The organism is Streptomyces diastatochromogenes (assembly GCF_002242805.1).
GTDB classification, from domain to species: domain Bacteria; phylum Actinomycetota; class Actinomycetes; order Streptomycetales; family Streptomycetaceae; genus Streptomyces; species Streptomyces diastatochromogenes.
On sequence record NZ_MCGQ01000020.1, the window covers coordinates 144484 to 165878 of the forward strand.

At 68.8% G+C, this 21395-nt stretch carries 15 protein-coding genes; 4 read left to right on the forward strand and 11 right to left on the reverse strand.

Annotation, left to right across the window (positions count from 1 at the left end; genetic code table 11):
* Nucleotides 1-54 precede the first annotated feature (54 nt).
* The 5 genes from BEK98_RS23670 to BEK98_RS23690 all read right to left on the reverse strand — a co-directional run bounded on the left by BEK98_RS23670 (nucleotide 55) and on the right by BEK98_RS23690 (nucleotide 8332).
* Complete coding sequence (locus tag BEK98_RS23670) at nucleotides 55-990, reverse strand: anti-sigma factor family protein (RefSeq protein ID WP_094218659.1); 936 nt, start codon at nucleotides 988-990, stop codon at nucleotides 55-57.
* Entirely contained in the window at nucleotides 987-1712 is a 726-nt protein-coding gene (sigM, locus tag BEK98_RS23675) for an RNA polymerase sigma factor SigM (RefSeq protein ID WP_094218892.1), read from the reverse strand. Before sigM ends, BEK98_RS23670 begins: the two co-directional genes overlap by 4 nt.
* 21 nt (nucleotides 1713-1733) lie before the next feature.
* Nucleotides 1734-3434 carry a protein kinase family protein gene (locus BEK98_RS23680; protein ID WP_094218660.1) on the reverse strand — a complete coding sequence of 567 codons (1701 nt, stop codon included), beginning with the start codon at nucleotides 3432-3434 and terminating at the stop codon, nucleotides 1734-1736.
* Between the two features lie 118 nt (nucleotides 3435-3552).
* Entirely contained in the window at nucleotides 3553-5919 is a 2367-nt protein-coding gene (gene murJ, locus BEK98_RS23685; protein ID WP_094218661.1) for a murein biosynthesis integral membrane protein MurJ, read from the reverse strand.
* Nucleotides 5920-5965: 46 nt separating this feature from the next.
* Complete coding sequence (locus tag BEK98_RS23690; protein ID WP_094218662.1) at nucleotides 5966-8332, reverse strand: DUF6049 family protein; 2367 nt, start codon at nucleotides 8330-8332, stop codon at nucleotides 5966-5968.
* Between the two features lie 257 nt (nucleotides 8333-8589).
* On the opposite strand from BEK98_RS23690, the gene BEK98_RS23695 reads away from it, so the two are divergent.
* A complete protein-coding gene (locus tag BEK98_RS23695; RefSeq protein WP_094218663.1) occupies nucleotides 8590-10056 on the forward strand; it encodes a CCA tRNA nucleotidyltransferase in 1467 nt (488 codons plus the stop codon).
* Between the two features lie 45 nt (nucleotides 10057-10101).
* Here BEK98_RS23695 and BEK98_RS23700 read toward each other — a convergent pair whose 3' ends face one another.
* From BEK98_RS23700 to BEK98_RS23710, 3 genes are all read right to left on the reverse strand, one after another.
* Entirely contained in the window at nucleotides 10102-11412 is a 1311-nt protein-coding gene (locus tag BEK98_RS23700; protein ID WP_094218664.1) for an MFS transporter, read from the reverse strand.
* 95 nt (nucleotides 11413-11507) lie between these two features.
* Nucleotides 11508-12590, reverse strand: coding sequence for an inositol-3-phosphate synthase (locus tag BEK98_RS23705; RefSeq protein WP_094218665.1), 1083 nt, complete (start codon nucleotides 12588-12590; stop codon nucleotides 11508-11510).
* Between the two features lie 43 nt (nucleotides 12591-12633).
* Entirely contained in the window at nucleotides 12634-13317 is a 684-nt protein-coding gene (locus tag BEK98_RS23710) for a PadR family transcriptional regulator (protein ID WP_094218666.1), read from the reverse strand.
* A 364-nt stretch (nucleotides 13318-13681) separates the two neighbouring features.
* Here BEK98_RS23710 and BEK98_RS23715 point away from each other — a divergent pair, with 364 nt between their 5' ends.
* Both BEK98_RS23715 and BEK98_RS23720 read left to right on the forward strand, forming a co-directional pair.
* A complete protein-coding gene (locus BEK98_RS23715) occupies nucleotides 13682-16345 on the forward strand; it encodes a transglycosylase domain-containing protein (RefSeq protein WP_244201946.1) in 2664 nt (887 codons plus the stop codon).
* A 129-nt stretch (nucleotides 16346-16474) separates the two neighbouring features.
* Complete coding sequence (locus tag BEK98_RS23720; RefSeq protein ID WP_208643203.1) at nucleotides 16475-18007, forward strand: glycosyltransferase family 87 protein; 1533 nt, start codon at nucleotides 16475-16477, stop codon at nucleotides 18005-18007.
* 81 nt (nucleotides 18008-18088) lie between these two features.
* On the opposite strand, the gene BEK98_RS23725 is transcribed toward BEK98_RS23720, so the two are convergent.
* From BEK98_RS23725 to BEK98_RS23735, 3 genes are all read right to left on the reverse strand, one after another.
* A complete protein-coding gene (locus BEK98_RS23725) occupies nucleotides 18089-19120 on the reverse strand; it encodes an alanine racemase (protein WP_094218669.1) in 1032 nt (343 codons plus the stop codon).
* An 83-nt stretch (nucleotides 19121-19203) separates the two neighbouring features.
* Nucleotides 19204-20325, reverse strand: coding sequence for a lipid II:glycine glycyltransferase FemX (locus BEK98_RS23730; protein WP_094218670.1), 1122 nt, complete (start codon nucleotides 20323-20325; stop codon nucleotides 19204-19206).
* Nucleotides 20326-20504: 179 nt separating this feature from the next.
* Nucleotides 20505-20819, reverse strand: a complete 315-nt coding sequence (locus tag BEK98_RS23735; RefSeq protein ID WP_094218671.1) for a hypothetical protein — start codon at nucleotides 20817-20819, stop codon at nucleotides 20505-20507.
* A gap of 263 nt (nucleotides 20820-21082) precedes the next feature.
* On the opposite strand from BEK98_RS23735, the gene rpsF reads away from it, so the two are divergent.
* Nucleotides 21083-21373 carry a 30S ribosomal protein S6 gene (gene rpsF / locus BEK98_RS23740; RefSeq protein ID WP_094218672.1) on the forward strand — a complete coding sequence of 97 codons (291 nt, stop codon included), beginning with the start codon at nucleotides 21083-21085 and terminating at the stop codon, nucleotides 21371-21373.
* The last annotated feature ends 22 nt before the right edge of the window (nucleotides 21374-21395 follow it).

Here is a 21395-nt window from a genome sequence, read left to right on the forward strand (position 1 = left end):
GGATCGCACACGGTACGGATGACCGCACAGACGGAGACGAACCCTTCCCCGGACTCAGGTTCGAGGGAAGGACTGCTTGAGCAGGACCTTGCCGGCGGAAGTGGGCTCCTGGCGGACGCACGCGGCGTCGACGACATAGGCCGTGACCCGAGTGCTGTCGCCGGTGTCGGGCATCACGACGAGGTAGGCACTCTTGCCGGCGTAGGTGCCGGTCTTGGCGCCGAGAACGTCGCCGCTGCTGTTGATCGCCTGCCGGACACAGTCGGGAACCGGGGGCTGGCTCTGGATCAGGGTGTTCGCGCTCTGGGTCGACCCGGGGCTGTTCTGCTCGGAATCGGCGCCCGAGCGTGGGCGCTTGCTTTCGGAGTGCGGCTCTGTGCTCTTCTTCGTGGCGAGCAGATCCTTCACCTGGCTCTGCACGCTGTCCCCGGAGAAGGCGCTGGCGGCCGCCGGCGGTCGGCCGTGTGCCGCCGGATTGGAGCCGCCACTGACGAGCGACTGGAGGACGAGGGACCCAGTTCCCAGGACGGCGGCGGTGAGAACGGCACCCAGGACGACGGTCCTGCGGCGCCGACCGCGCTCGCGTCCCTTCCGCCCAGGGCCGGTCGATCCGCTGGGGCGCCCGATGGGGCGGTCCGACGGGACCGATGTTTCACGTGAAACACGACCGCCGGTGCCGACCGGCTCTTCGGGCCCGGAAACGAGGACGGGCGCGTCCAGGGACTCAGGTGCGGTGGAGGCCAGCAGCGCTTCGGCGGCGAGGGCGGCATCGATACGCCCGGCGACATCGGCCGGCATGCGCGGCGGGCCCGGCATGGTGCCGAGCAGCCCCCGGATCTCCTCCAGCGAGGCATGCACATCCGCGCACAGCTCGCACCCTTCCAGGTGGCCCCGTACCGCCACGCTTCGGTCCGGTGGGAGGAGGCCTTCGGTGAGGTCGGAGATCTCGGCGACGTCCGGGTGCCCGGCCGTGTCTGTCGAGGAAGTCACGCTCGCCCACCTCCGCCCTTCACTACGGTTGAATCGCTCGGACCCGTACGTCCAGGACCTGCGCCATGAGGACCCGTCGCAGGTGGGACGGATGTCCCCTCCACCCGGTTCCGTCCCGGCCCGGGTTCTTTTTCGTCACCGGTACTTCCGGGCCGTAGATGGGTGAGCAGCGGAAGAAGTCTGGCCCGGCCCCGGGCGCACCGGCTCTTCACCGTCCCCGTGGGCACATCGAGAATCCGAGCGGCCTCGGCCACGGGGTACCCCTGCATGTCCACCAGGACCAGAGCCGCACGCTGCTCATACGGAAGCGTGCCGAGCGCCTCGAGGAGCTGGCGGTGCAGATCGTTGCGCTCGGCGGGAGCGGAGGCCGACTCGTGCGGCTCCAGCAGCTGCTCCAGCCGCTCGGTGTCGTCGACCGGAGCGGTCTTCCTGGAGGCGGCCTTGCGGGCCCGGTCCAGACAGGCGTTCACGGTGATCCGGTGCAGCCAGGTCGTGACGGCCGACTGACCCCGGAAGGTGTGCGCGGCCCGGTAGGCGGACACCAGCGCATCCTGGACGGCGTCAGCGGCCTCCTCGCGGTCCCCCAGCGTCCGCAGCGCCACCGCCCAGAGCCGGTCCCGGTGCCGCCGGACAATCTCACTGAAGGCATCGGGGTCGCCTTCCACGTGGCGGGAGAGCAGGTCCTGATCGCTCACCCCGCCGTATCCGGCGCCCTCTGCCATCTGCCCCTCCACGGGGGGAACCTAGCTGGTCACCTTGATGTCTGCCACCCTGCCCCGCCAGTGGCCCTCGTTGTCCGGGGGAAGCTGGGTCAGCCACACCAGAAGGTACTGGGTCTTGAGGGACTTACCGGGCTGGAGTGTCACTGACGTGCCCGATCCGTTGGCAACCTTGCTGTAGGCGGCGAAGGACGTCGGCTCCGCTCCTGCGTCCGCGCTCGCGGCACGGAGTTCGACCGAAGTCTCCCCCATGAAGCTGACAGACACCTTTCCGACCTGCTGGACCTTGCCGAGGTCGAGGATGATGCCGACGCCCGACTTCAGGTTGCCGAACCTCGGACTCAGGTAGAAGTCCGTCTGCCAGTACGTGGCGGGGCTGTTGTCGTAGGCGTTCTTTATGCCTTCCGGCTTCTCGGACTGGTCCTTGCCGAACGGATCGAAGTCACGGGCGCCCTTGATGGCGAGGGCAGTGCCGGACGTCGGCTTCTTCGGGCCCTTGTCGCCGCCGTCCTGCGTCTGCGTCTTGTTGGTGTCGTCCGACTTGCCGCCCTGATCCATCAGGGCGTCCGCCAGCTGCCAGCTGCCCAGGCCCAGCGCGGCGATGAGCAGCGCCGAGACCGCCCACTTCAGGGCCTTGCCGGTGCGGCTCTGCAGCGGGAGCGGCGGGGCCGCGATCGGCTGCGCGACACCGGGGCGCGGTGCGGGGCGGCCGTACGTGCCCTGCTGGTACGTCGTGCGCTGGTACTCCGGCGGGGCCGTGAACGCCGGCTCCGGCGGGCGGATGCGGGGCATCTCACCGATCGCCTTGACCAGCTCTTCCGGCGTGGTGCACGGAGCCTCGTGCCGGGACGCGGTGGCCCCGTCGTTGACGAGGGCGCGCATGGCGAGTTCGGACAGGCCGCGGTGGACCCCGGCGCGCACCTGGTCCGGGGCGATCAGGCCGATGTCCTTGGGCAGGCCGGACAGGCCGTAGGCGTCGTTCTCGTACGGCCAGCGCTGGGTCAGCGCCGCGTACAGCAGGGCGCCGATCGACTCGGTGTCGGTGCGCTGCGGGGTGTCGGAAGTGATGCCGCGCAGCGCCGCGTTCACGGCGAGGCCGCGGATGCGCCACTGGCCGGAGGAGGTGCGCAGGATGGCGTTGGGGTTCAGCCGCAGATGGGCGAGGCCCTCGCGGTGTGCGGCGGCCATGGCGGAGGCGATCTGACTGACCATCTGGTAGGCGTCGTGCGGCTCCAGCGGGCCGGCCGCCAGCAGCGCGGTCAGTTCGGTGGCGTCGGGCAGCCATTCGTGCACGACGTAGACGAGGTCGTTCTCCTCGACGGCGTCCAGGACCTGGACGAAGCGCGGATCGCCGAGCAGCGCGGAGGAACGGGCGGCGGCCAGTACGGACCGGGCCCGCACATGGTCCGCCGGCAGGATGTGCACGCCGACGGCACGACGGAGTTTCTCGTCGACCGCACGCCAGCTGCTGAATCCGTCCAGACGGGTGACGCACTCCTCGAGACGGTAGCGTCTGGCGAGTTTGTGACCGCTGTGCAGTTCTGGCGGTGACGCCTTCTTTCCGGGACCGTCCGTCCCGCCGTTCCCCTGCCCCTCGTCGCTGTCCGTGTCCCGCTCCGGGTTCTGGGCCACCCCGTCGGCCGTGGACTGGTCCGCCTTGGCGGTCAGCGGCTGCTCGCCGCTGTTGTCTGCCACGTCGACGGCAGCCGTGCTCCGTTCCGCCACCGTCGTCCCTGCCTCCCCATCCGTTGCACGCTGTCCGACGCCGAAACCAATTGTGCCCACAGTCCGCCGCTATGCACGACACACAGCAGCGGACGATGGTTGTGCGCCTACCCCCGCCTCAGCGTCCCAGACGCCCGCGCACCATGCCCACGAGCGAGTTGAGTTCGTCGATCCGCATTCGGCGGGCGGCCACGAAAAAGACGCCGAGCAGGACGGCACCGCCGACGACCAGGGCGGCGAAGGAGCCGACGACGCCCTGGCCGAGGGTGTGCCCGATGCCGTAGCAGGCCGCGCCGCTGAGCAGGGCCGCCGGGACCGAGGCGATGCCGAGCCGGGCGTAGGTCCGCAGGACCCGTGCGCCGTCCAGGTCACCGCCGAGCCGCTTGCGCAGCCTGCGCCAGGCGACGCCCACACCGATGGCGTAGGCGAGGCCGTACGCGGCAGCCATGCCCGCGACCGCCCAGCGGGACGGCAGCAGGAAGTAGCAGAGCGCGGAGGCGGTCGCGTTGACCGCCGCCACGATGACGGTGTTGTAGAAGGGCGTCCGGGTGTCCTCGTAGGCGTAGAAGGCGCGCAGGACCACGTACTGCACGGAGTACGGGATCAGGCCGAGGGCGAAGGCCATCAGCATGAAGCCCATGTTGGTGGCGGCACCGGTGCCCGCGGAGCCGAAGATCAGCGTGCACATCGGGATGCCGAGCGCGACGAAGCCGAAGGCGATGGGGACGATGGCGACCGCGGTGGTCCGCAGACCCTGCGAGATGTCGTCGCGGACGGCGCCGCCGTCGCCCTCGTGGGCCGAGCGCGAGATGCGTGGCAGCAGCGCGGCCATCAGGGAGACCGTGATGATGGCCTGTGGCAGACCCCAGATCAGCTGGGCGTTGGCGTAGGCGGCGAAGCCGGTGCCCTTGATGCCGGAGTCCTCGCCGGCCGCGGTGGACAGCTGGGTCACGATCATCGCGCCGGCCTGGTTCGCGAGGACGAACAGGACCGTCCACTTGGCGAGCATCGCGGCCTTGCCCAGGCCGTGACCCTTCCAGTCGAAGCGCAGGCGGATCCGGAAGCCGGTCTCGCGCAGGTACGGGATCATCGCGAGGGCCTGGACGACCAGACCGAGCAGGACACCGACGCCGAGCAGCCGCTGGCCCTCCGGCGGGATGCTGGTGACGGTCATGTGGGAGTTCGCGGCGGTGCCGTAGACCCAGATGAACATGCCGAGCGTCACGATGATGACGATGTTGTTCAGGACCGGGGTCCACATCATCGCGCCGAACTTGCCGCGCGCGTTGAGGATCTGACCCATCACCACGTGGATGCCCATGAAGAAGATCGAGGGCAGGAAGTAGCGGGTGAAGGTGATGGCCACGCTATTGGCGGCCGGGTCGGTGGCGACCGAGTTCGACAGCAGCCGGACCAGGAGCGGCGCCGCGAACATCGCGAGACCGGTCAGCGCGGCCAGGGCCACCATCACGAGGGTCAGCAGCCGGTTGGCGAAGGCCTCGCCGCCGTCCTCGTCCTCCTTCATCGAGCGCACCAGCTGGGGCACGAAGACGGAGTTGAGACCGCCGCCGACGGTGAGGATGTAGATCATCGTCGGCAGCTGGTAGGCCACCTGGAAGGAGTCGGCGAGGAAGCCGAGGCCCAGCGCGGCGGCGATCAGCGCGGAGCGGATGAAACCGGTGAGCCGGGAGACCATCGTGCCCGCCGCCATGACGGCGCTGGACTTGAGCAGCCCTCCGGCCTTCCCGCCCTTCTTCGTGGCGGGAGCCGCGGGCGCAGAGGCCTCGGCGGAAGTGGACGGACCGGCGGGCTCGGGGGCCGCGGCCGGGGCCGGTACAGGGGGCTGCACCGGGTTTCCGGCGGCGAGGGGACCGGCCTGGTACGGCGTCTCGGAGTATTGGTTCCCGTACTGCGGGCTCTGGGCCTGCGTCGGCGCCGGGTACGGAGCCACGGGGCCCTGCCCGGGGCCCGGCGCGACAGCCGGCCCGGGGACGGCCGGGGGATCCATCGGCGCGGGCGCACCGCCCTGCTGCTGGTCCCGGAAGAGGTGCGCGAAGGCGTCCGGCTCGTGGTACTCCTCGCCGGAGTGCGTCACCAGGTCGTCCACGCCCACGAACTGGGTCGTACGGGGGTCGTCGCCGTACGGCAGGTACTGGGTCGCGCCCTCCGGCTCGGGCGCCGGGGTCTGCGCCCACACACGCGGGTCGGGGGCGTACGGCGACTGGGCCGGCGTGCCGTACAGCGGCTGCTGCTGCTCGTACGTGCCCGGGGCCGGCGGGGGGTGCGCGGCGCGGTCGTAGAGCGCCTCGGCGACCGGGTCCTGGGCGGCCAGATCGTGGTCCCGGTAGGGATCCTGGTCGTAGGCGTCCTGGAGGTACATGTCCGCCGCGTGCTGCGGCGGGACCTGACCGGGCTCGGGCTGCGGCTCGGGGTAGCCGGAGCCGGCCGCGCCCTGCCCGCGGTCACCGTCGTACGGCGCGTTCATGGTTACCCCACCTCATCGTCCCGGGCCACACCGGCCACGACATCGCTCAACGGTCCACTCTCTCACCCGTCCCGGACGGGTCGGCGCTTTCCGGTGCGGTGTCCGGTGCAGGGTCACTCGGCTGCTCCGGGTCGTCTGCCCCGGAGGGGGCGTCGGACTCCTCCGGGAGACGGTCCCCCGGGGCGCCGGGGTTCCCGGGGTCTTCGCCGGTGTCCTCACCTGCGGCGTCGGGGCCGCCGTCCTCGCCCTGGCGGGCGGCCGCGCGCTTGCGCTGGGTGTACATCCGGAAGCCGGCCAGGACGAGGAGGAGCACGCCGCCGCCGATGACCAGCATGACCGTGGGCGTGACCTCGGTTACCTTCACATCGAACTGGACGGGGTCGCCGTAGTCCTGGCCGTCCTCGGTGTACAGCTGGGCGAAGACCGAGACCCGGCCGTTGGCGTTCGCCGAGGTGGTGAACTTCACGGACTGGCTGTGCCCGCCGGAGACGTCGACGCGCTGCTCGTAGTAGGCCTTGCCACCGATCTTCAGGCGGGTCGGGTTCGTCGAGGTGAGCCGCAGGATCAGGTGGTTCACGGGCTGGACGAGGTTGTTCTGGACCGTCACCGGGATGGTGGCGCTGCGCCCGGAGAGCTTGGTCTCGGACTTGTCGATCAGCTTGACCTGGTCGGCCAGCTCGTCGAGCCAGTTCTCCACGTCGCCCCGGAAGCTGTCCGCCTCCGTACTGCTGCCTCGCCACGACGTGGACATCTCACGGTTTATGGCCCGCCCGAACGGGGTGACCACGCGGGACTGGTCGCTGAGGATCACCTTGAAGTTGTCGAGCTTGTCCTGCGTGCGCGCGATCTGCTCGAAGGCCGTCCGGGGCAGCTCCTGCTTGCGCAGCGAGGAGGGGTAGGCGGACGTGGACGGGACGCGCGTGGTGGCGTCCGGGTCGGGCTTGGCCTTGGCAGCCGCGGTGAGGCTCTCTGACTGGGACCAGGCCTCGTCCTGGAGCACCTTCAGCGCCGCTGCCATCGCCTGGGCCTGACTCGCCGACGGCATGCGCTGCGGAGCGACGACGATGCTGCGCTGCTCGTCCGTCTGCGCGTTCACCTCCAGGCTCTGCGCCAGGAACTCCTGCACGGCGAGCGTGGCCGAGTCCGCCTTGGTCAGATCGCCCTCGAAGGCCGTGGACAGCCGTGCGTCGGCCACCACCGCCGTCGTGCCACCGCCGACCGGGCGGGCGGCGGAGGGGGTGTAGGGCAGCCCGGCGGTCTCCTGGAGGCTGTCGCTGCGGGCGATCACCCGGTCGGCACCGGCCGAGGTGGCCACCTTCATGATCGACGGGTCGACGGCGCCTTCCACGGGCCAGGCGAAGTCCGTGTTCGGTGTGACGTGGAGCACGGTCTTCACGGTGATGGCGGCGACGTCGGTGGCGTCCTTGAGGTGGCTGAGCGAGCCGGTGACGCTGGTGCCGTTGTGCGCGAGGGAGGCCAGGTCCGGGTCGGCGAAGGGCAGCGCGACGACCTCCTTGCCCGCCACGGCCTTCTGCAGGCCGGCCAGCCACTGCTTGGCGAGCGCCTGGTGGGTGCCGGCCGTGGTGGTGCCGCCGTCGCCCTGGATGCGGTAGTTGCCCGCCATCGCGTCCACCGACGCCAGCAGATCCGGGTCGATCACCCAGGTGACGTCGAGGTCCTTGCCCAGCTCCAGCATCTGCGCCAGCCGGCCGCCCGGGGCGATCTCCTTGGCCAGGTCGTCGTTGAGGAAGACCGGCGTCTGCAGCTCGCCGGCACCCGTCCTGGCCGTCATGTGGACCGTGGAGATCAGCGGCCACAGGAACGTCGTCTTCGTCTTCGTGTCGGCCTCGGACGGCTGCCACGGCAGGAACGTCCGCTGGATGCCGAGCAGCTGATCCCAGGGTTGCGCGGAGGTCTGACCGGAGAGGGCGACGCCGAACTCGTAGACGCCGTCCTCGCCGAGGTCGAGCTTGTCCACCGGGACCGAGATGCTGAAGTGCTCGGCGACGCCCGGGGGCAGCTTCGAGAACTTCTCCTCGTACTTTCCGCCGACCTCGGTGCCGGTGCCGCTCTGGAGGTCGTCGGAGTGCCGGGCGACGCTGTCGATCGCCGAGCGCGTGGTCAGCGGGGGACCCACCCGCAAGCCCACATGGGCGCCGGTGACGGTCTTCTTGCCGTTGTTGGTCACCGTGCCGGACACGGTCAGGGTGTCCCCGTCCGTGGGGGCGCTGGGGCTGAGCGAGTCCACCGAGACGGACACCGTGTCCGAGGAGGCGGCCTGTGCGGGCTCCGCGGCGGGCAGCTGGAGGAGCCCGGCCAGCAGGGGCGCCCCGGCGAGCAGTCCTCCGGTGCGCCGCAGCCACCGGCGCGCAGGTGAGGCACTGGTCCCCTGGAAGTCAGCCGCCTCGGCCACGCGCTCGCCCGTCCCTCGTCGTCGTCAGTGGTCGTCGGAATGTGCGTCCACGCATGGTAACGAGGCGCGCTGAGCGGAAGTGCCGCGGTCTGCTCCACAAGATCGGGGAACAGCGGCGACCCGTCCTCTATATCCAGTATCGAGGGGAGAGCGGATGTACGCCGTAAGCGCAGTGCTTGTGCGGTTATGGCGGGAGGCGTCCGTACCCGCTCAATCGAGGCGCCCCGGGTAGCCGGGGCCACGTACCCTCTTCTGTTGTGCCGAACCCCAACGATGACAATCCCTCTGCCCTGAGCCAGGCGCAGCAACGCGCTGTGAGCGAGCTGCTACGGGTGGCCCCCGTGGCCGACGAGCTGGCCCGCCGCTTCCAGGAGGCCGGGTTCTCGCTCGCCCTGGTGGGCGGCTCGGTCCGCGACGCGCTGCTCGGCCGGCTCGGCAACGACCTGGACTTCACCACCGACGCGCGCCCCGAGGACGTACTGAAGATCGTGCGACCGTGGGCGGACGCAGTCTGGGAGGTCGGGATCGCCTTCGGCACGGTGGGGGCGCAGAAAGATGCCCGTGTCGGAGACACTGATTGGCGCTTTCAGATTGAGGTGACCACCTACCGGTCGGAGGCGTACGACCGCACCTCGCGCAAGCCCGAGGTGTCGTACGGCGACTCCATCGAGGAGGATCTGGTCCGCCGGGATTTCACGGTCAACGCGATGGCCGTGGCGCTGCCGGAGAAGGAGTTCATCGACCCGCACGGCGGCCTGGAGGACCTCGCGGCCCAGGTGCTGCGCACCCCTGGCACGCCCGAGGAGTCCTTCTCGGACGATCCGCTGCGGATGATGCGGGCCGCCCGGTTCGCCGCCCAGCTGGACTTCGAGGTCGCCCCCGAGGTCGTCACCGCGATGACGGACATGGCCGGGCGGATCGAGATCGTCTCGGCCGAGCGGGTCCGGGACGAGCTGAACAAGCTGATTCTCTCCGCGTACCCGCGCAAGGGCCTGGGTCTCCTGGTCGACAGTGGACTCGCCGAGCATGTCCTGCCCGAGCTGCCGGCCCTGCGCCTGGAACGTGATGAGCACCACCGGCACAAGGACGTCTACGACCACACGCTGATCGTGCTGGAGCAGGCGATCGAGCTGGAGGAGGACAGTCCCGATCTCACGCTGCGCCTGGCCGCGCTGCTGCACGACATCGGCAAGCCGCGCACCCGCCGCTTCGAGAAGGACGGTCGGGTCTCGTTCCACCACCACGAGGTGGTCGGCGCGAAGATGACCAAGAAGCGCATGACGGCCTTGAAGTACTCCAACGACCTGGTGAAGGACGTCTCACACCTGGTCGAACTCCACCTGCGCTTCCATGGCTACGGCACCGGCGAGTGGACGGACTCGGCCGTGCGCCGCTACGTCCGTGACGCGGGCCCGCTTCTGGACCGCCTGCACAAGCTGACCCGCTCCGACTGCACCACGCGGAACAAGCGGAAGGCGGCCGCGCTGTCGCGGGCCTACGACGGTCTGGAGGAGCGCATCGCACAGCTCCAGGAGCAGGAGGAGCTGGACGCGATCCGCCCGGATCTCGACGGCAACCAGATCATGGAGATCCTGGGCGTCGGCCCCGGCCCCGTCATCGGCAAGGCGTACAAGCACATGCTGGAGCTGCGCCTGGAGAACGGTCCGATGGACCACGATGCGGCGGTGGCAGCCCTCAAGGAGTGGTGGGGCGAACAGAGCTGAGGCGTTGAGCGGGGTCATGTTTCACGTGAAACATGACCCGGAGCCCTAACGAGGGGGCGATGTTTCACGTGAAACATCGCCCCCTTTGCTGTCTCGGCGTGCTTCGAAGCGGGCCATGCCCACAGCGACTGCGCCATAGATCAGGGCAACGAGTACCACCAGCACCGCCGAGCGGCCGTCCGGCGGGAGCATCAGGGCGGCGACTCCGGCGGCGCCCACGAAGGCGACGTTGAAGAGGACGTCGTACACGGAGAAGATCCGGCCCCGGAAGCCGTCCTCGACCGAGGACTGGACGATCGTGTCCGTGGCGATCTTGGCTCCCTGGGTGGTCAGCCCCAGGACGAAGGCCGCGACCATCAGGGGGCCGGTGGCGAACGGCAGGCCCAGTGCGGGTTCCAGAATCGTGGCCGCACCGGAGCAGACCACGATCCAGCGGCCGGGGCCGAGCCGCCCCACCGCCCACGGTGTCACCACGGCGGCTGCGAAGAAGCCCGCACCGGACACCCCCAGCGCGAGTCCGAGCAGCCGGAGTCCCTCGTCGGGGGTGGCGGCGAGGGTGTACCGGCACAGCATGAGCAGCAGCACGAGAAGCGCGCCGTAGCAGAAGCGCATCAGCGTCATCGAGGCCAGCGCCCAGACCGCTTCCCGGCGCCGGGGCTCGGCGAGATGCCGGACGGCCGCGAGCAGATCGCGTGCGGTGTCGGCGAGCGCGGTTCGTAGATGGGGCTGCGCCGGCACCCGGTCGGGGCCGAGTAGCGCGGGAGCCATGCTCAGTGAGGTCAGAGCGGCACAAAGATAGAGGGAGGCGCCGAGCAGGACGACCGCGGCATCGGAGCCCGAGGCCACGAGCCGTACGAGGAAGGCGAGGCTGCCGCCGGCGGTCGCGGCGAGCGTCCCGGCCGTCGGGGACAGGGAGTTGGCGAGCACCAGACGCTCGGTGTCCACCACACGCGGCAGGGCGGCGGACAGCCCGGCGAGGACGAAGCGGTTGACGGCCGTGACGCACAGCGCGGACACGTAGAACAGCCAGTCCGGCACCGAGCTGACCATCAGTACGGCGGTGGCCCCCGCCAGCAGCGCGCGCAGCAGGTTGCCGTACACGAGGACCTGGCGGCGCCGCCAGCGGTCCAGCAGGACGCCCGCGAAGGGACCGACCAGCGAGTAAGGGAGCAGCAGCACCGCCATCGCCGAGGCGATCGCCGCGGCCGAGGTCTGTTTCTCCGGGGAGAAGACGACGTACGCGGCGAGCGCGACCTGGTAGACACCGTCGGCACCCTGCGAGAGGAGGCGTACGGACAGCAGGCGTCGGAAGTCCCGCAGACGCAGCAGGACGCGCAGGTCACGGACGACGGGCATGGAGCAAAGCCTCACATATGCCGAGGGTCCCCGGGTCAGGAAACCCGGGGACCCTCACAGCCCTGGCAGGAGCGTTCTCGTGCGAGCGGCTGGTACTAGCGCTCGACGTCGCCGCGGATGAACTTCTCGACGTTCTCGCGGGCCTCGTCGTCGAAGTACTGGACCGGCGGGGACTTCATGAAGTAGCTCGACGCCGACAGGATCGGGCCGCCGATGCCGCGGTCCTTGGCGATCTTGGCGGCGCGCAGGGCGTCGATGATGATGCCGGCGGAGTTCGGGGAGTCCCAGACCTCGAGCTTGTACTCCAGGTTCAGCGGGACGTCGCCGAAGGCGCGGCCCTCGAGGCGGACGTACGCCCACTTGCGGTCGTCCAGCCAGGCGACGTAGTCGGACGGGCCGATGTGGACGTTCTTGTCGCCGAGGTCCCGGTCGGGGATCTGCGAGGTGACGGCCTGCGTCTTGGAGATCTTCTTGGACTCGAGGCGGTCACGCTCGAGCATGTTCTTGAAGTCCATGTTGCCGCCGACGTTCAGCTGCATCGTGCGCTCCAGGCGCACACCACGGTCCTCGAAGAGCTTCGCCATGACGCGGTGCGTGATGGTGGCGCCGACCTGGGACTTGATGTCGTCACCGACGATCGGGACGCCCGCCTCGGTGAACTTGTCCGCCCACTCCTTGGTGCCGGCGATGAAGACCGGGAGGGCGTTGACGAAGGCGACCTTGGCGTCGATGGCGCACTGGGCGTAGAACTTCGCCGCGTCCTCGGAGCCGACGGGCAGGTAGCAGACGAGAACGTCGACCTGCTTGTCCTTGAGGACCTGGACGACGTCGACCGGCTCCTCGGCGGACTCCTCGATGGTGAGGCGGTAGTACTTGCCGAGGCCGTCGAGGGTGTGACCGCGCTGGACCGTGACGCCGGTGTTCGGAACGTCGGCGATCTTGATGGTGTTGTTCTCGGAGGCGCCGATCGCGTCCGCGAGGTCGAGGCCGACCTTCTTGGCGTCCACGTCGAAGGCGGCGACGAACTCGACGTCACCGACGTGGTAGTCGCCGAACTGCACGTGCATCAGGCCGGGGACCTTCGACGCCGGGTCGGCGTCCTTGTAGTACTCGACTCCCTGCACCAGCGACGCGGCGCAGTTGCCCACGCCGACGATGGCTACGCGAACCGAACCCATTCCGGTTGCTCCCTGTGTGTACGAGTGAGGCCCTGAGTGGGTCTCACGTGGCGGTGTCGCCGGGCGTATCCGTCCGGGGGGTGTCCCCGGCACGGGGCAGGCCGCCCGTCGCTCCAGTTGTGGTGTCCTGCTGAGCGGACCCCCCGGACGCGGAACCCTTCAGGTCCCGGCCGGCCCGCTCGCTCTCGATGAGCTCGTTCAGCCAGCGCACTTCGCGCTCCACGGACTCCATCCCGTGGCGCTGGAGCTCAAGCGTGTAGTCGTCGAGGCGCTCCCGGGTGCGTGCCAGGGAGGCGCGCATCTTCTCCAGGCGCTCCTCCAGGCGGCTGCGCCGGCCCTCCAGCACGCGCATGCGCACATCGCGCGAGGTCTGCCCGAAGAAGGCGAACCGTGCGGCGAAGTGCTCGTCCTCGTACGCGTCGGGGCCGGTCTGCGAGAGCAGCTCCTCGAAGTGCTCCTTACCTTCCGCCGTCAACCGGTAGACGATCTTGGCCCGGCGTCCGGCGAGGGGAGCGGCGAGGGCGTCCTCATGGGTGTTGCCCGGTTCCTCGATCAACCAGCCGCTGGCGACGAGCGTCTTGAGGCAGGGGTACAGGGTCCCGTAGCTGAACGCCCGGAACACACCCAGTGACGTGTTGAGTCGTTTGCGCAGCTCATAGCCGTGCATCGGGGACTCGCGCAGCAGCCCGAGTACGGCGAACTCAAGGATGCCGGAACGTCGGCTCATGATCGCCTCCTCTCGGTCCGCAGCTTCTTTATCTCGCGCTGATGTATCGACTCGATACATCCCGACGATAGAACGGCCTTCCGCGTGCGACAAGAGGGAGGACGGTGAACGGGATCACATCACTGATTCGTAGGAAGCGAGTTGCCTGTTTTGGGGTGAACTTCGGGGCTCAGTGGGTTTTGGCGGTGCGTAGTCTGTGCGGCATGCACACCACCGGGAACCAAGTGACGCCTGGGGAGCGTCGTCGTCCCCGGTGCAGTACGGGTGAATGCGGAACCGACCACATCCGTACTTCGGGGGGACCGGAAACCAGCCGCCGTTTCCAGGCGCGCACGGGTGCGCCTGCCCGAGGAGTAATCGTTCGATGAGCGAGCACCGTCGCAAACCGCCGCAGCCGCAGGAAGGCGGACGTGCCGCGGCCCGACGCGGCCAGCCCGGCCCGTCCTCCGGCCGCCGTGCGGCACCGCGAGGCGCCACCGGGTCTTCTGCCGACTCCTATGGTTCCAGTTCCCATGGGTCGGACGCCTATGGCCCGGGGGGTGAAGAGCGCCCCTACGGCGGCCGTGCCGAGGCCCGCCGGGCGGCGCAGAGAGGCGGCGGCCGACGCCGGGCCGCCGACAACGGAGGTCCGGGCGGCCGGCGCGGCGGCCCGGGCGGACCGAATGGTCCCGGGCGCGGCAGAGGCCGTGCGACGACAGCACCCGGTAAGAAGCGGTTCATCGACTACCCGAGGGCGGGCAAGTACGGCTGGCATCGCTGGGTGCCGTCCTGGAAGCTCGTCTCGGGGCTGTTCATCGGCTTCGTCGGCGGTCTGGTCGCCATGGTCGGCATCGGCTTCGCGATGGTGCAGATCCCCAGCGAGAACATCGCCGCCCAGTCGCAGAACAACGTCTACTACTGGGCCGACAAGAGTCAGATGGTGGCCACCGGCACTGGTGTCAACCGCCAGAACGTCACCATCGACAAGATCCCCGAGGCCATGCAGTACGCGGTGATCTCGGCCGAGAACAAGAGCTTCTACCAGGACTCGGGTGTCGACCCCATGGGTATCGCCCGAGCCCTGGCCAACATGGCACGAGGCGGTCAGACGCAGGGTGGTTCGACCATCACCCAGCAGTTCGTCAAGAACACGTACCTGAGCCAGGACCAGACCGTCACCCGCAAGTTCCGCGAGATGTTCATCTCCATCAAGGTGGGTGCCAAGCTCTCGAAGCCGCAGATCCTCCAGGGCTATCTGAACACCTCGTACTACGGCCGCGGTGCCTACGGCATCCAGGCCGCCGCCCAGACCTACTACGGCGTGGACGCGGTCAAGCTCACGCCGAGCCAGTGCGCCGTCCTCGCGGCGCTGCTGAAGGGCCCGACGTACTACGACCCGGCCGGCAACCCGGACCTCGACAAGTCGGCGACCGAGACCAACAACACCAAGCGCTCGCAGGATCGCTGGCGCTGGATTCTCGGCGAGATGCACAAGGACAAGCACCTCACCGATGTCCAGTACCAGGACGCCCTCAAGAAGTACCCCACGCCCGAGGGCCGCAAGGCGACCAAGGGCATGACCGGGCAGATCAGCTACCTGGCCGACACCGCGAAGAAGTACGTCCTGAACCACTCCAAGATCACGGAGGCGGACTTCGACCGGGGTGGCTACCAGATCTACACGACCTTCCAGAAGAACAAGGTCAACGCCCTGAGCGCGGCGGTGAAGAAGATCCAGAAGGAGCGGCTGGACCCGAAGCACCGCAGCCTGGACAAGAACGTCCAGTTCGGCGCCGCGTCGGTGAAGCCCAATGACGGTGCGATCGTCGCTCTCTACGGCGGTGACGGCTACGAGAACGGCCACTTCACCAACAACGCCGACACCTCCGGCGTCCCCGTCGGCTCGACGTGGAAGCCGTTCGTGCTGGCCGCGGCCATGGAGTACGGCACGTACAAGTCTCCCGGCACGCCGGTCTCGCCGCTGAGCAAGTACAACGGCAACGACCACCTCAAGGTGATGAAGCCAGACGGGTCGTTCTACCTGAACAAGGACAACTCGACCTTCTTCCAGAACAACGAGAGCCCTCACAAGTGGGGTTACATCACCCTGCGCAAGGCGATGGAGCAGTCCATCAACACGCCGTTCGTCCAGCTCGGCGTAGACGTGGGAATGACGCACGTGCGGGACGTCGCCAAGTCGGCCGGCATCCTCGACCAGAGCATGTCGAAGGACCTCAACCCGTCGTTCGCCATCGGTACGTCCACTCCCAGCGCGATCCGTATGGCCGACGCCTATGCGACCTTCGCGGCTTCCGGCAAGCAGGTGGATCCGTACTCGGTGACCGCCCTCAAGAAGGACGGCCAGGACTGGCCGGGCTTTGATAAGCCCAAGCCCAAGCAGGTCATGGAGTCGAACATCGCCAACAACGTCACGAACGTCCTGGAGAACGTGATCCAGAACGGTACGGCTCAGAACGCCAAGGCCCTGGGCCGTACGGCGGCCGGCAAGACCGGTACCACCGACAGCAACAAGTCGGCCTGGTTCGTTGGCTACACCCAGCAGCTGTCGACCTCGATCGCGATGTTCCGTGAGAACCCCAAGGACCACGAGCTGCTCTCGATGAACGGCACGGCGGGCAAGGACTCCATCCACGGTGGTGACATCCCGACGCTGGTGTGGACCGAGTACATGAAGGCCGCGCTGAAGAACGCGAACGACTCGGGCTTCCCGGACGCCATCGAGATCGGCAAGGTCCAGGACGAGGCGGGCGCGCCTTCCCCGACCCCGTCGGTCACCATCACGCCGAGCCAGACGCCGGACGACTCGCCGAGCCCGACGCCGAGCGACACGGCCACGTCCCCGTCTCCGACGCCGAGCGACTCCTGCCAGCTCGGCTGGGGCAACAACTGCAACGGCAACGGCGGCGGCACGGACACCGGTGGCACGGACGGTGGGACGACGCCCACGCCGACAGCGACCGACACCACTGGCACCGGAAACACCAGAGGTAACGGCAACGGAGGCATCTTCGCAGGTCAGAACGGATAGCCAGGCAGTCTGACCGGTTGGCGGTCATATCGCCCGCCAAGGGTGTTTCACGTGAAACACGGGCCGCCGCACCCACGAGGTGCGGCGGCCCTCGGCGTATTCCTAGGCAGGTACGGCAGGATGTGGCCCATGCCCAGTGCAGAGATGACGCCCGCGAGCATGCACGAGCCCGAGCCCGTGCGGCCTGCCGACGCGGAGCCGGTGCGGCCGACCAGGGAGGACGAGGTCGCCGCGGCCGGGAGTGAGCTGATCGGTGGCCCCATCGGGCGGTACGCCCTGCTCGGGACGGGCTGGTGGACCCCCGTACGGGTCATCACGATCGTCGCGATCGGCATGTTCGCGCTCGGTCTCGTCCAGAAGGCGCCCTGCTACCACAGCGGCTGGTTCTTCGGAGCGAGCTCGCAGTACACGCACGCCTGCTACTCGGACATCCCGCACCTCTATCAGGGGCGCGGCTTCGCCGACGGGCTGGTGCCGTACTTCGACAAGCTCCCGGGCGACATGGACTACCTCGAGTACCCGGTGCTGACCGGTGTGTTCATGGAGGTGGCCGCCTGGCTCACGCCCGGCAGCGGCACCATCCAGCACCAGGAGCAGGTGTACTGGTTCGTCAACGCCGGGATGCTGATGGTGTGCGCGGCCGTCATCGCCGTCTGTGTCACCCGCACCCACCAGCGGCGCCCCTGGGACGGCCTGCTGGTCGCTCTGGCGCCCGCTTTCGCTCTCACCGCCACCATCAACTGGGATCTGCTGGCGGTGGCCCTGACGGCCGCCGCGATGCTGATGTGGTCGCGGGGCCGCGCCCTGGCCTTCGGAGTTCTCCTGGGGCTCGCCACGGCCGCCAAGCTCTATCCGATCTTTCTGCTCGGCCCGCTGCTCGTGCTGTGCTGGCGGGCCGGCAAGTGGCGGGAGTTCTTCCAGGCCGTGGGCGGAGCCGTCGTCGCCTGGCTCGTCGTGAACCTGCCGGTGATGGTCTTCGCCTTCCAGGGCTGGTCGAAGTTCTACACGTTCAGCCACGACCGGGGCGTCGACTTCGGATCCTTCTGGCTGATCTGGGCGCAGAACACCAGCAACCCGCCCTCCATCGACTTCGTCAACACCTCGGCCACCGTGCTGGTGGTGCTGTGCTTCCTCGGTATCGGGGCGCTGACGCTCACCGCCCCGCGCCGGCCGCGCTTCGCCCAGCTCGCGTTCCTGATGGTGGCGGCCTTCATCGTCACCAACAAGGTCTACTCCCCGCAGTACGTCCTGTGGCTGGTGCCGCTGGCCGTCCTCGCCCGGCCCAAGTGGCGGGACTTCCTGATCTGGCAGGCGTGCGAGGTGGCGTACTTCCTGGGCATCTGGATGTACCTCGCGTACACGACCAGCGGAGACGCCCACAAGGGTCTGCCGACGCAGGGCTACCAGTGGGCGATCGCCCTGCACCTGCTGGGCACGCTGTACCTGTGCGCCGTCGTCGTACGGGACATCCTGATGCCCGAGCGGGACGTGGTGCGCCGGTCCGGCGACGACGATCCCTCGGGCGGGGTTCTCGACGGTGCGGAGGACGTCTTCGTGCTCGGAGCGGCGGCCCATCCCCCGCGGCACGCCGCCCATTTCGAGGCTCCTCAGGTGAACTGGGGAAGGCCGGAACCGCCACCGTACGAGGACCGTTCGCTCTGAGCGAACACCCCTGGTTGGGCATGAAGAAGGCCGTACACGAACGTCGTGTACGGCCTTTCCGCTTCGGCATCTCGGATCGGACTAGCGGTCCACGATCCGGTCGAACTGGGTCGTGGTGTGCCGCAGATGGGCCACCAGCTCGTCACCGACCGTCGGTTCGGGGGCGTCCGACGGGACGAACAGGATCGACACCTGCATGTGCGGCGGCTCGGCGAACCAGCGCTGCTTGCCGCCCCAGACGAACGGAGAAAGGTTCCGGTTGACCGTGGCGAGGCCGGCCCGTGCGACGCCCTTGGCGCGCGGCATGACGCCGTGCAGGGCCTTCGGGGCCTCCAGGCCCACCCCGTGCGACGTACCGCCCGCCACGACCACCAGGAAGCCGTCCGAGGCCGCCTTCTGCTGCCGGTAGCCGAAGCGGTCGCCCTTGGCCACGCGCGTGACGTCCAGGACGGCGCCGCGGTACTCGGTGGCGTCGTGGTCCCCCAGCCACAGCCGGGTGCCGATGCGGGCGCGGAACCGGGTCTGCGGGAACTGCTGCTGGAGCCGGGCGAGTTCATCAGCCTTGAGGTGGCTGACGAACATGGTGTGCAGCGGCAGCCGGGCCGCACGCAGCCGGTCCATCCAGCCGATGACCTCCTCGACGGCGTCCGAGCCGTCGGTGCGGTCCAGCGGCAGATGGATGGCGAAGCCCTCCAGCCGGACGTTCTCGATGGCCTGGTGCAGTTGGGGCAGGTCCTGCTCGCTGATGCCGTGCCGCTTCATCGAGGACATCACCTCGATGACGACACGGGCGCCCACGAGGCCGTACACGCCGTCGATCGACGACACCGACCGGACCACCCGGTCCGGCAGCGGGACGGGCTCCTCACCGCGCCGGTACGGCGTCAGCACCAGCAGGTCGCCACTGAAGAAGTCCTTGATGCGCGCGGCCTCGTACGTGGTGCCGACGGCGAGGATGTCCGCGCCCAGGCGGGTGGCCTCCTCGGCCAGTCGTTCGTGTCCGAAGCCGTAGCCGTTGCCCTTGCAGACCGGGACGAGGCCCGGGAACTGCTCCTGCACGTGCTTGTGGTGCGCCCGCCAGCGCGCGGTGTCGACGTAGAGCGTGAGCGCCATGGCCGGACCCGGAACCTTTCTCGTGGCTGCCGTGTGTCAGAAATGCGAAAGCTGTGAGGGCTATGGAATCAAACGCCCGCGGCTCAGCGGCGCGACATGTAGATGTCGAGCGCCTTGTGGAGCAGCTTGTTCAGCGGGAAGTCCCATTCGCCCAGGTACTCGGCGGCCTGCCCGCCCGTGCCGACCTTGAACTGGATGAGGCCGAACAGGTGATCCGTCTCGTCCAGCGAGTCGGAGATGCCGCGCAGGTCGTAGACGGTGGCGCCGAGCGCGTAGGCGTCGCGGAGCATCCGCCACTGCATCGCGTTCGACGGCCGGACCTCACGGCCGATGTTGTCGGAGGCGCCGTAGGAGTACCAGACGTGCCCGCCGACGATCAGCATGGTCGCGGCGGAGAGGTTCACGCCGTTGTGGCGGGCAAAGTACAGCCGCATCCGGTTGGGGTCCTCGGTGTTGAGGGCCGTCCACATGCGCTGGAAGTACGACAGCGGGCGGGGCCGGAAGTGGTCGCGCACGGCAGTGATCTCGTACAGCCGCTGCCACTCGGCGAGGTCCTGGTAGCCGCCCTGGACGACCTCGACGCCGGCCTTCTCGGCCTTCTTGATGTTGCGGCGCCACAGCTGGTTGAAGTTCTTGTGGACCTCTTCCAGGGAACGGTTCGCCAGCGGCACCTGGAAGACGTAGCGGGGCTGTACGTCGCCGAAGCCGGCGCCGCCGTCCTCGCCCTGCTGCCAGCCCATCCGGCGCAGCTTGTCGGCGACCTCGAAGGCGCGGGGCTCGATGAAGTCGGCCTCCATGTCGCGCAGGCGCTTCACGTCAGGGCTCTGGATGCCCCTCTTGATGGTCTCCGCGTTCCAGCGGCGGATGATCACCGGCGGGCCCATCTTCACGGAGAAGGCACCCTGCTGCTTGAGGTGCGCCAGCATCGGCTGGATCCAGTCGTCCAGATTCGGCGCGAACCAGTTGATGACCGGGCCCTCGGGGAGGTAGGCGAGGTAGCGCTTGATCTTGGGCAGCTGGCGGTAGAGGACCAGGCCCGCGCCGACCATCTCGCCGTTGCGCTCGTCGAACCAGCCGAGGTGCTCCGAACGCCACTCCGCCTTCACGTCGGCCCAGGCCGGGACCTGCATGTGGCTAGCCGACGGCAGGCTCTGGATGTAGGCCAGATGCTGCTCGCGGCTGATGGTCCTCAGGGTCAGGCTCATGTCGGGGCGCTCCTCGGGCTGGTGTGTCCCCATGGGTACAGGGGCTCCGGCTCTCGCGCCGAAGCCTACTGCGCCTTGCACGCACCCCGACTGGGGCGTACGGCACCTTCGCCCCGGCTTCTGGCCGCCGAGGCGTTTTCACGGTGTCGGGAAAGGTGCCGGACCGACGGCCGGACGGGTCAGCCGATGAGGCCGCCGAACAGTCCACCGTGTGCCATGCCGAGCATGAAGCCGACTCCGGCGGCACCGAGACCCAGGATCAGACCGGTCCGCTCACGCGTGGTCTCCGAGATCCACTGCCCGTACACGCCGGTGAAGATGCCCAGCAGGCCGGTCCAGGACGTGAGCAGGTGCAGGCCGTGGAAGAAGGCCGTGATGAAGGAGACAAGGCCCAGGACCAGGGTCACCGCCATCAGCGTGTCCTGGAGTGGACGGACCTTGCCGTCGGTGGCGAAGAGGGATCCGGCGGTGTTGGGTCGCAATGCCTGTGCCATGAGGCACCTCCTGCGGATCGCGGCGCACGGTAGCGCCTTACACACCCGATGTGTACAGATTGAAGGGCCCTCGCCGCCGGATTTCAACCGGAAGCACGTGTGCAGGTAGTCTGTACCGTCTGCACCGGTGTCTGCCCAGGCCGCTGCGGGGATCCCCCGAGGAGCCCCGATTGTCAGTGGTGGCCGATACCGTTGCGTACGCATCACAACCCTCCTGCCACGGAACGACCGTGGCCGCTGAGTCCAAAGGAGGTGGGTTCTACATGCGTCACTACGAGGTGATGGTCATCCTCGACCCCGATCTGGAGGAGCGCGCTGTCGCCCCCCTGATCGAGAACTTCCTCGCCGTCGTCCGTGAGGGCAACGGCAAGGTGGAGAAGGTCGACACCTGGGGCCGTCGTCGTCTCGCGTACGAGATCAAGAAGAAGCCCGAGGGCATCTACTCGGTCATCGACCTGCAGGCCGAGCCTGCGGTCGTGAAGGAGCTCGACCGCCAGATGAACCTGAACGAGTCGGTCCTCCGGACCAAGGTCCTCCGCCCCGAGACCCACTGAGCCTTCTGCTCAGCTGATCTCG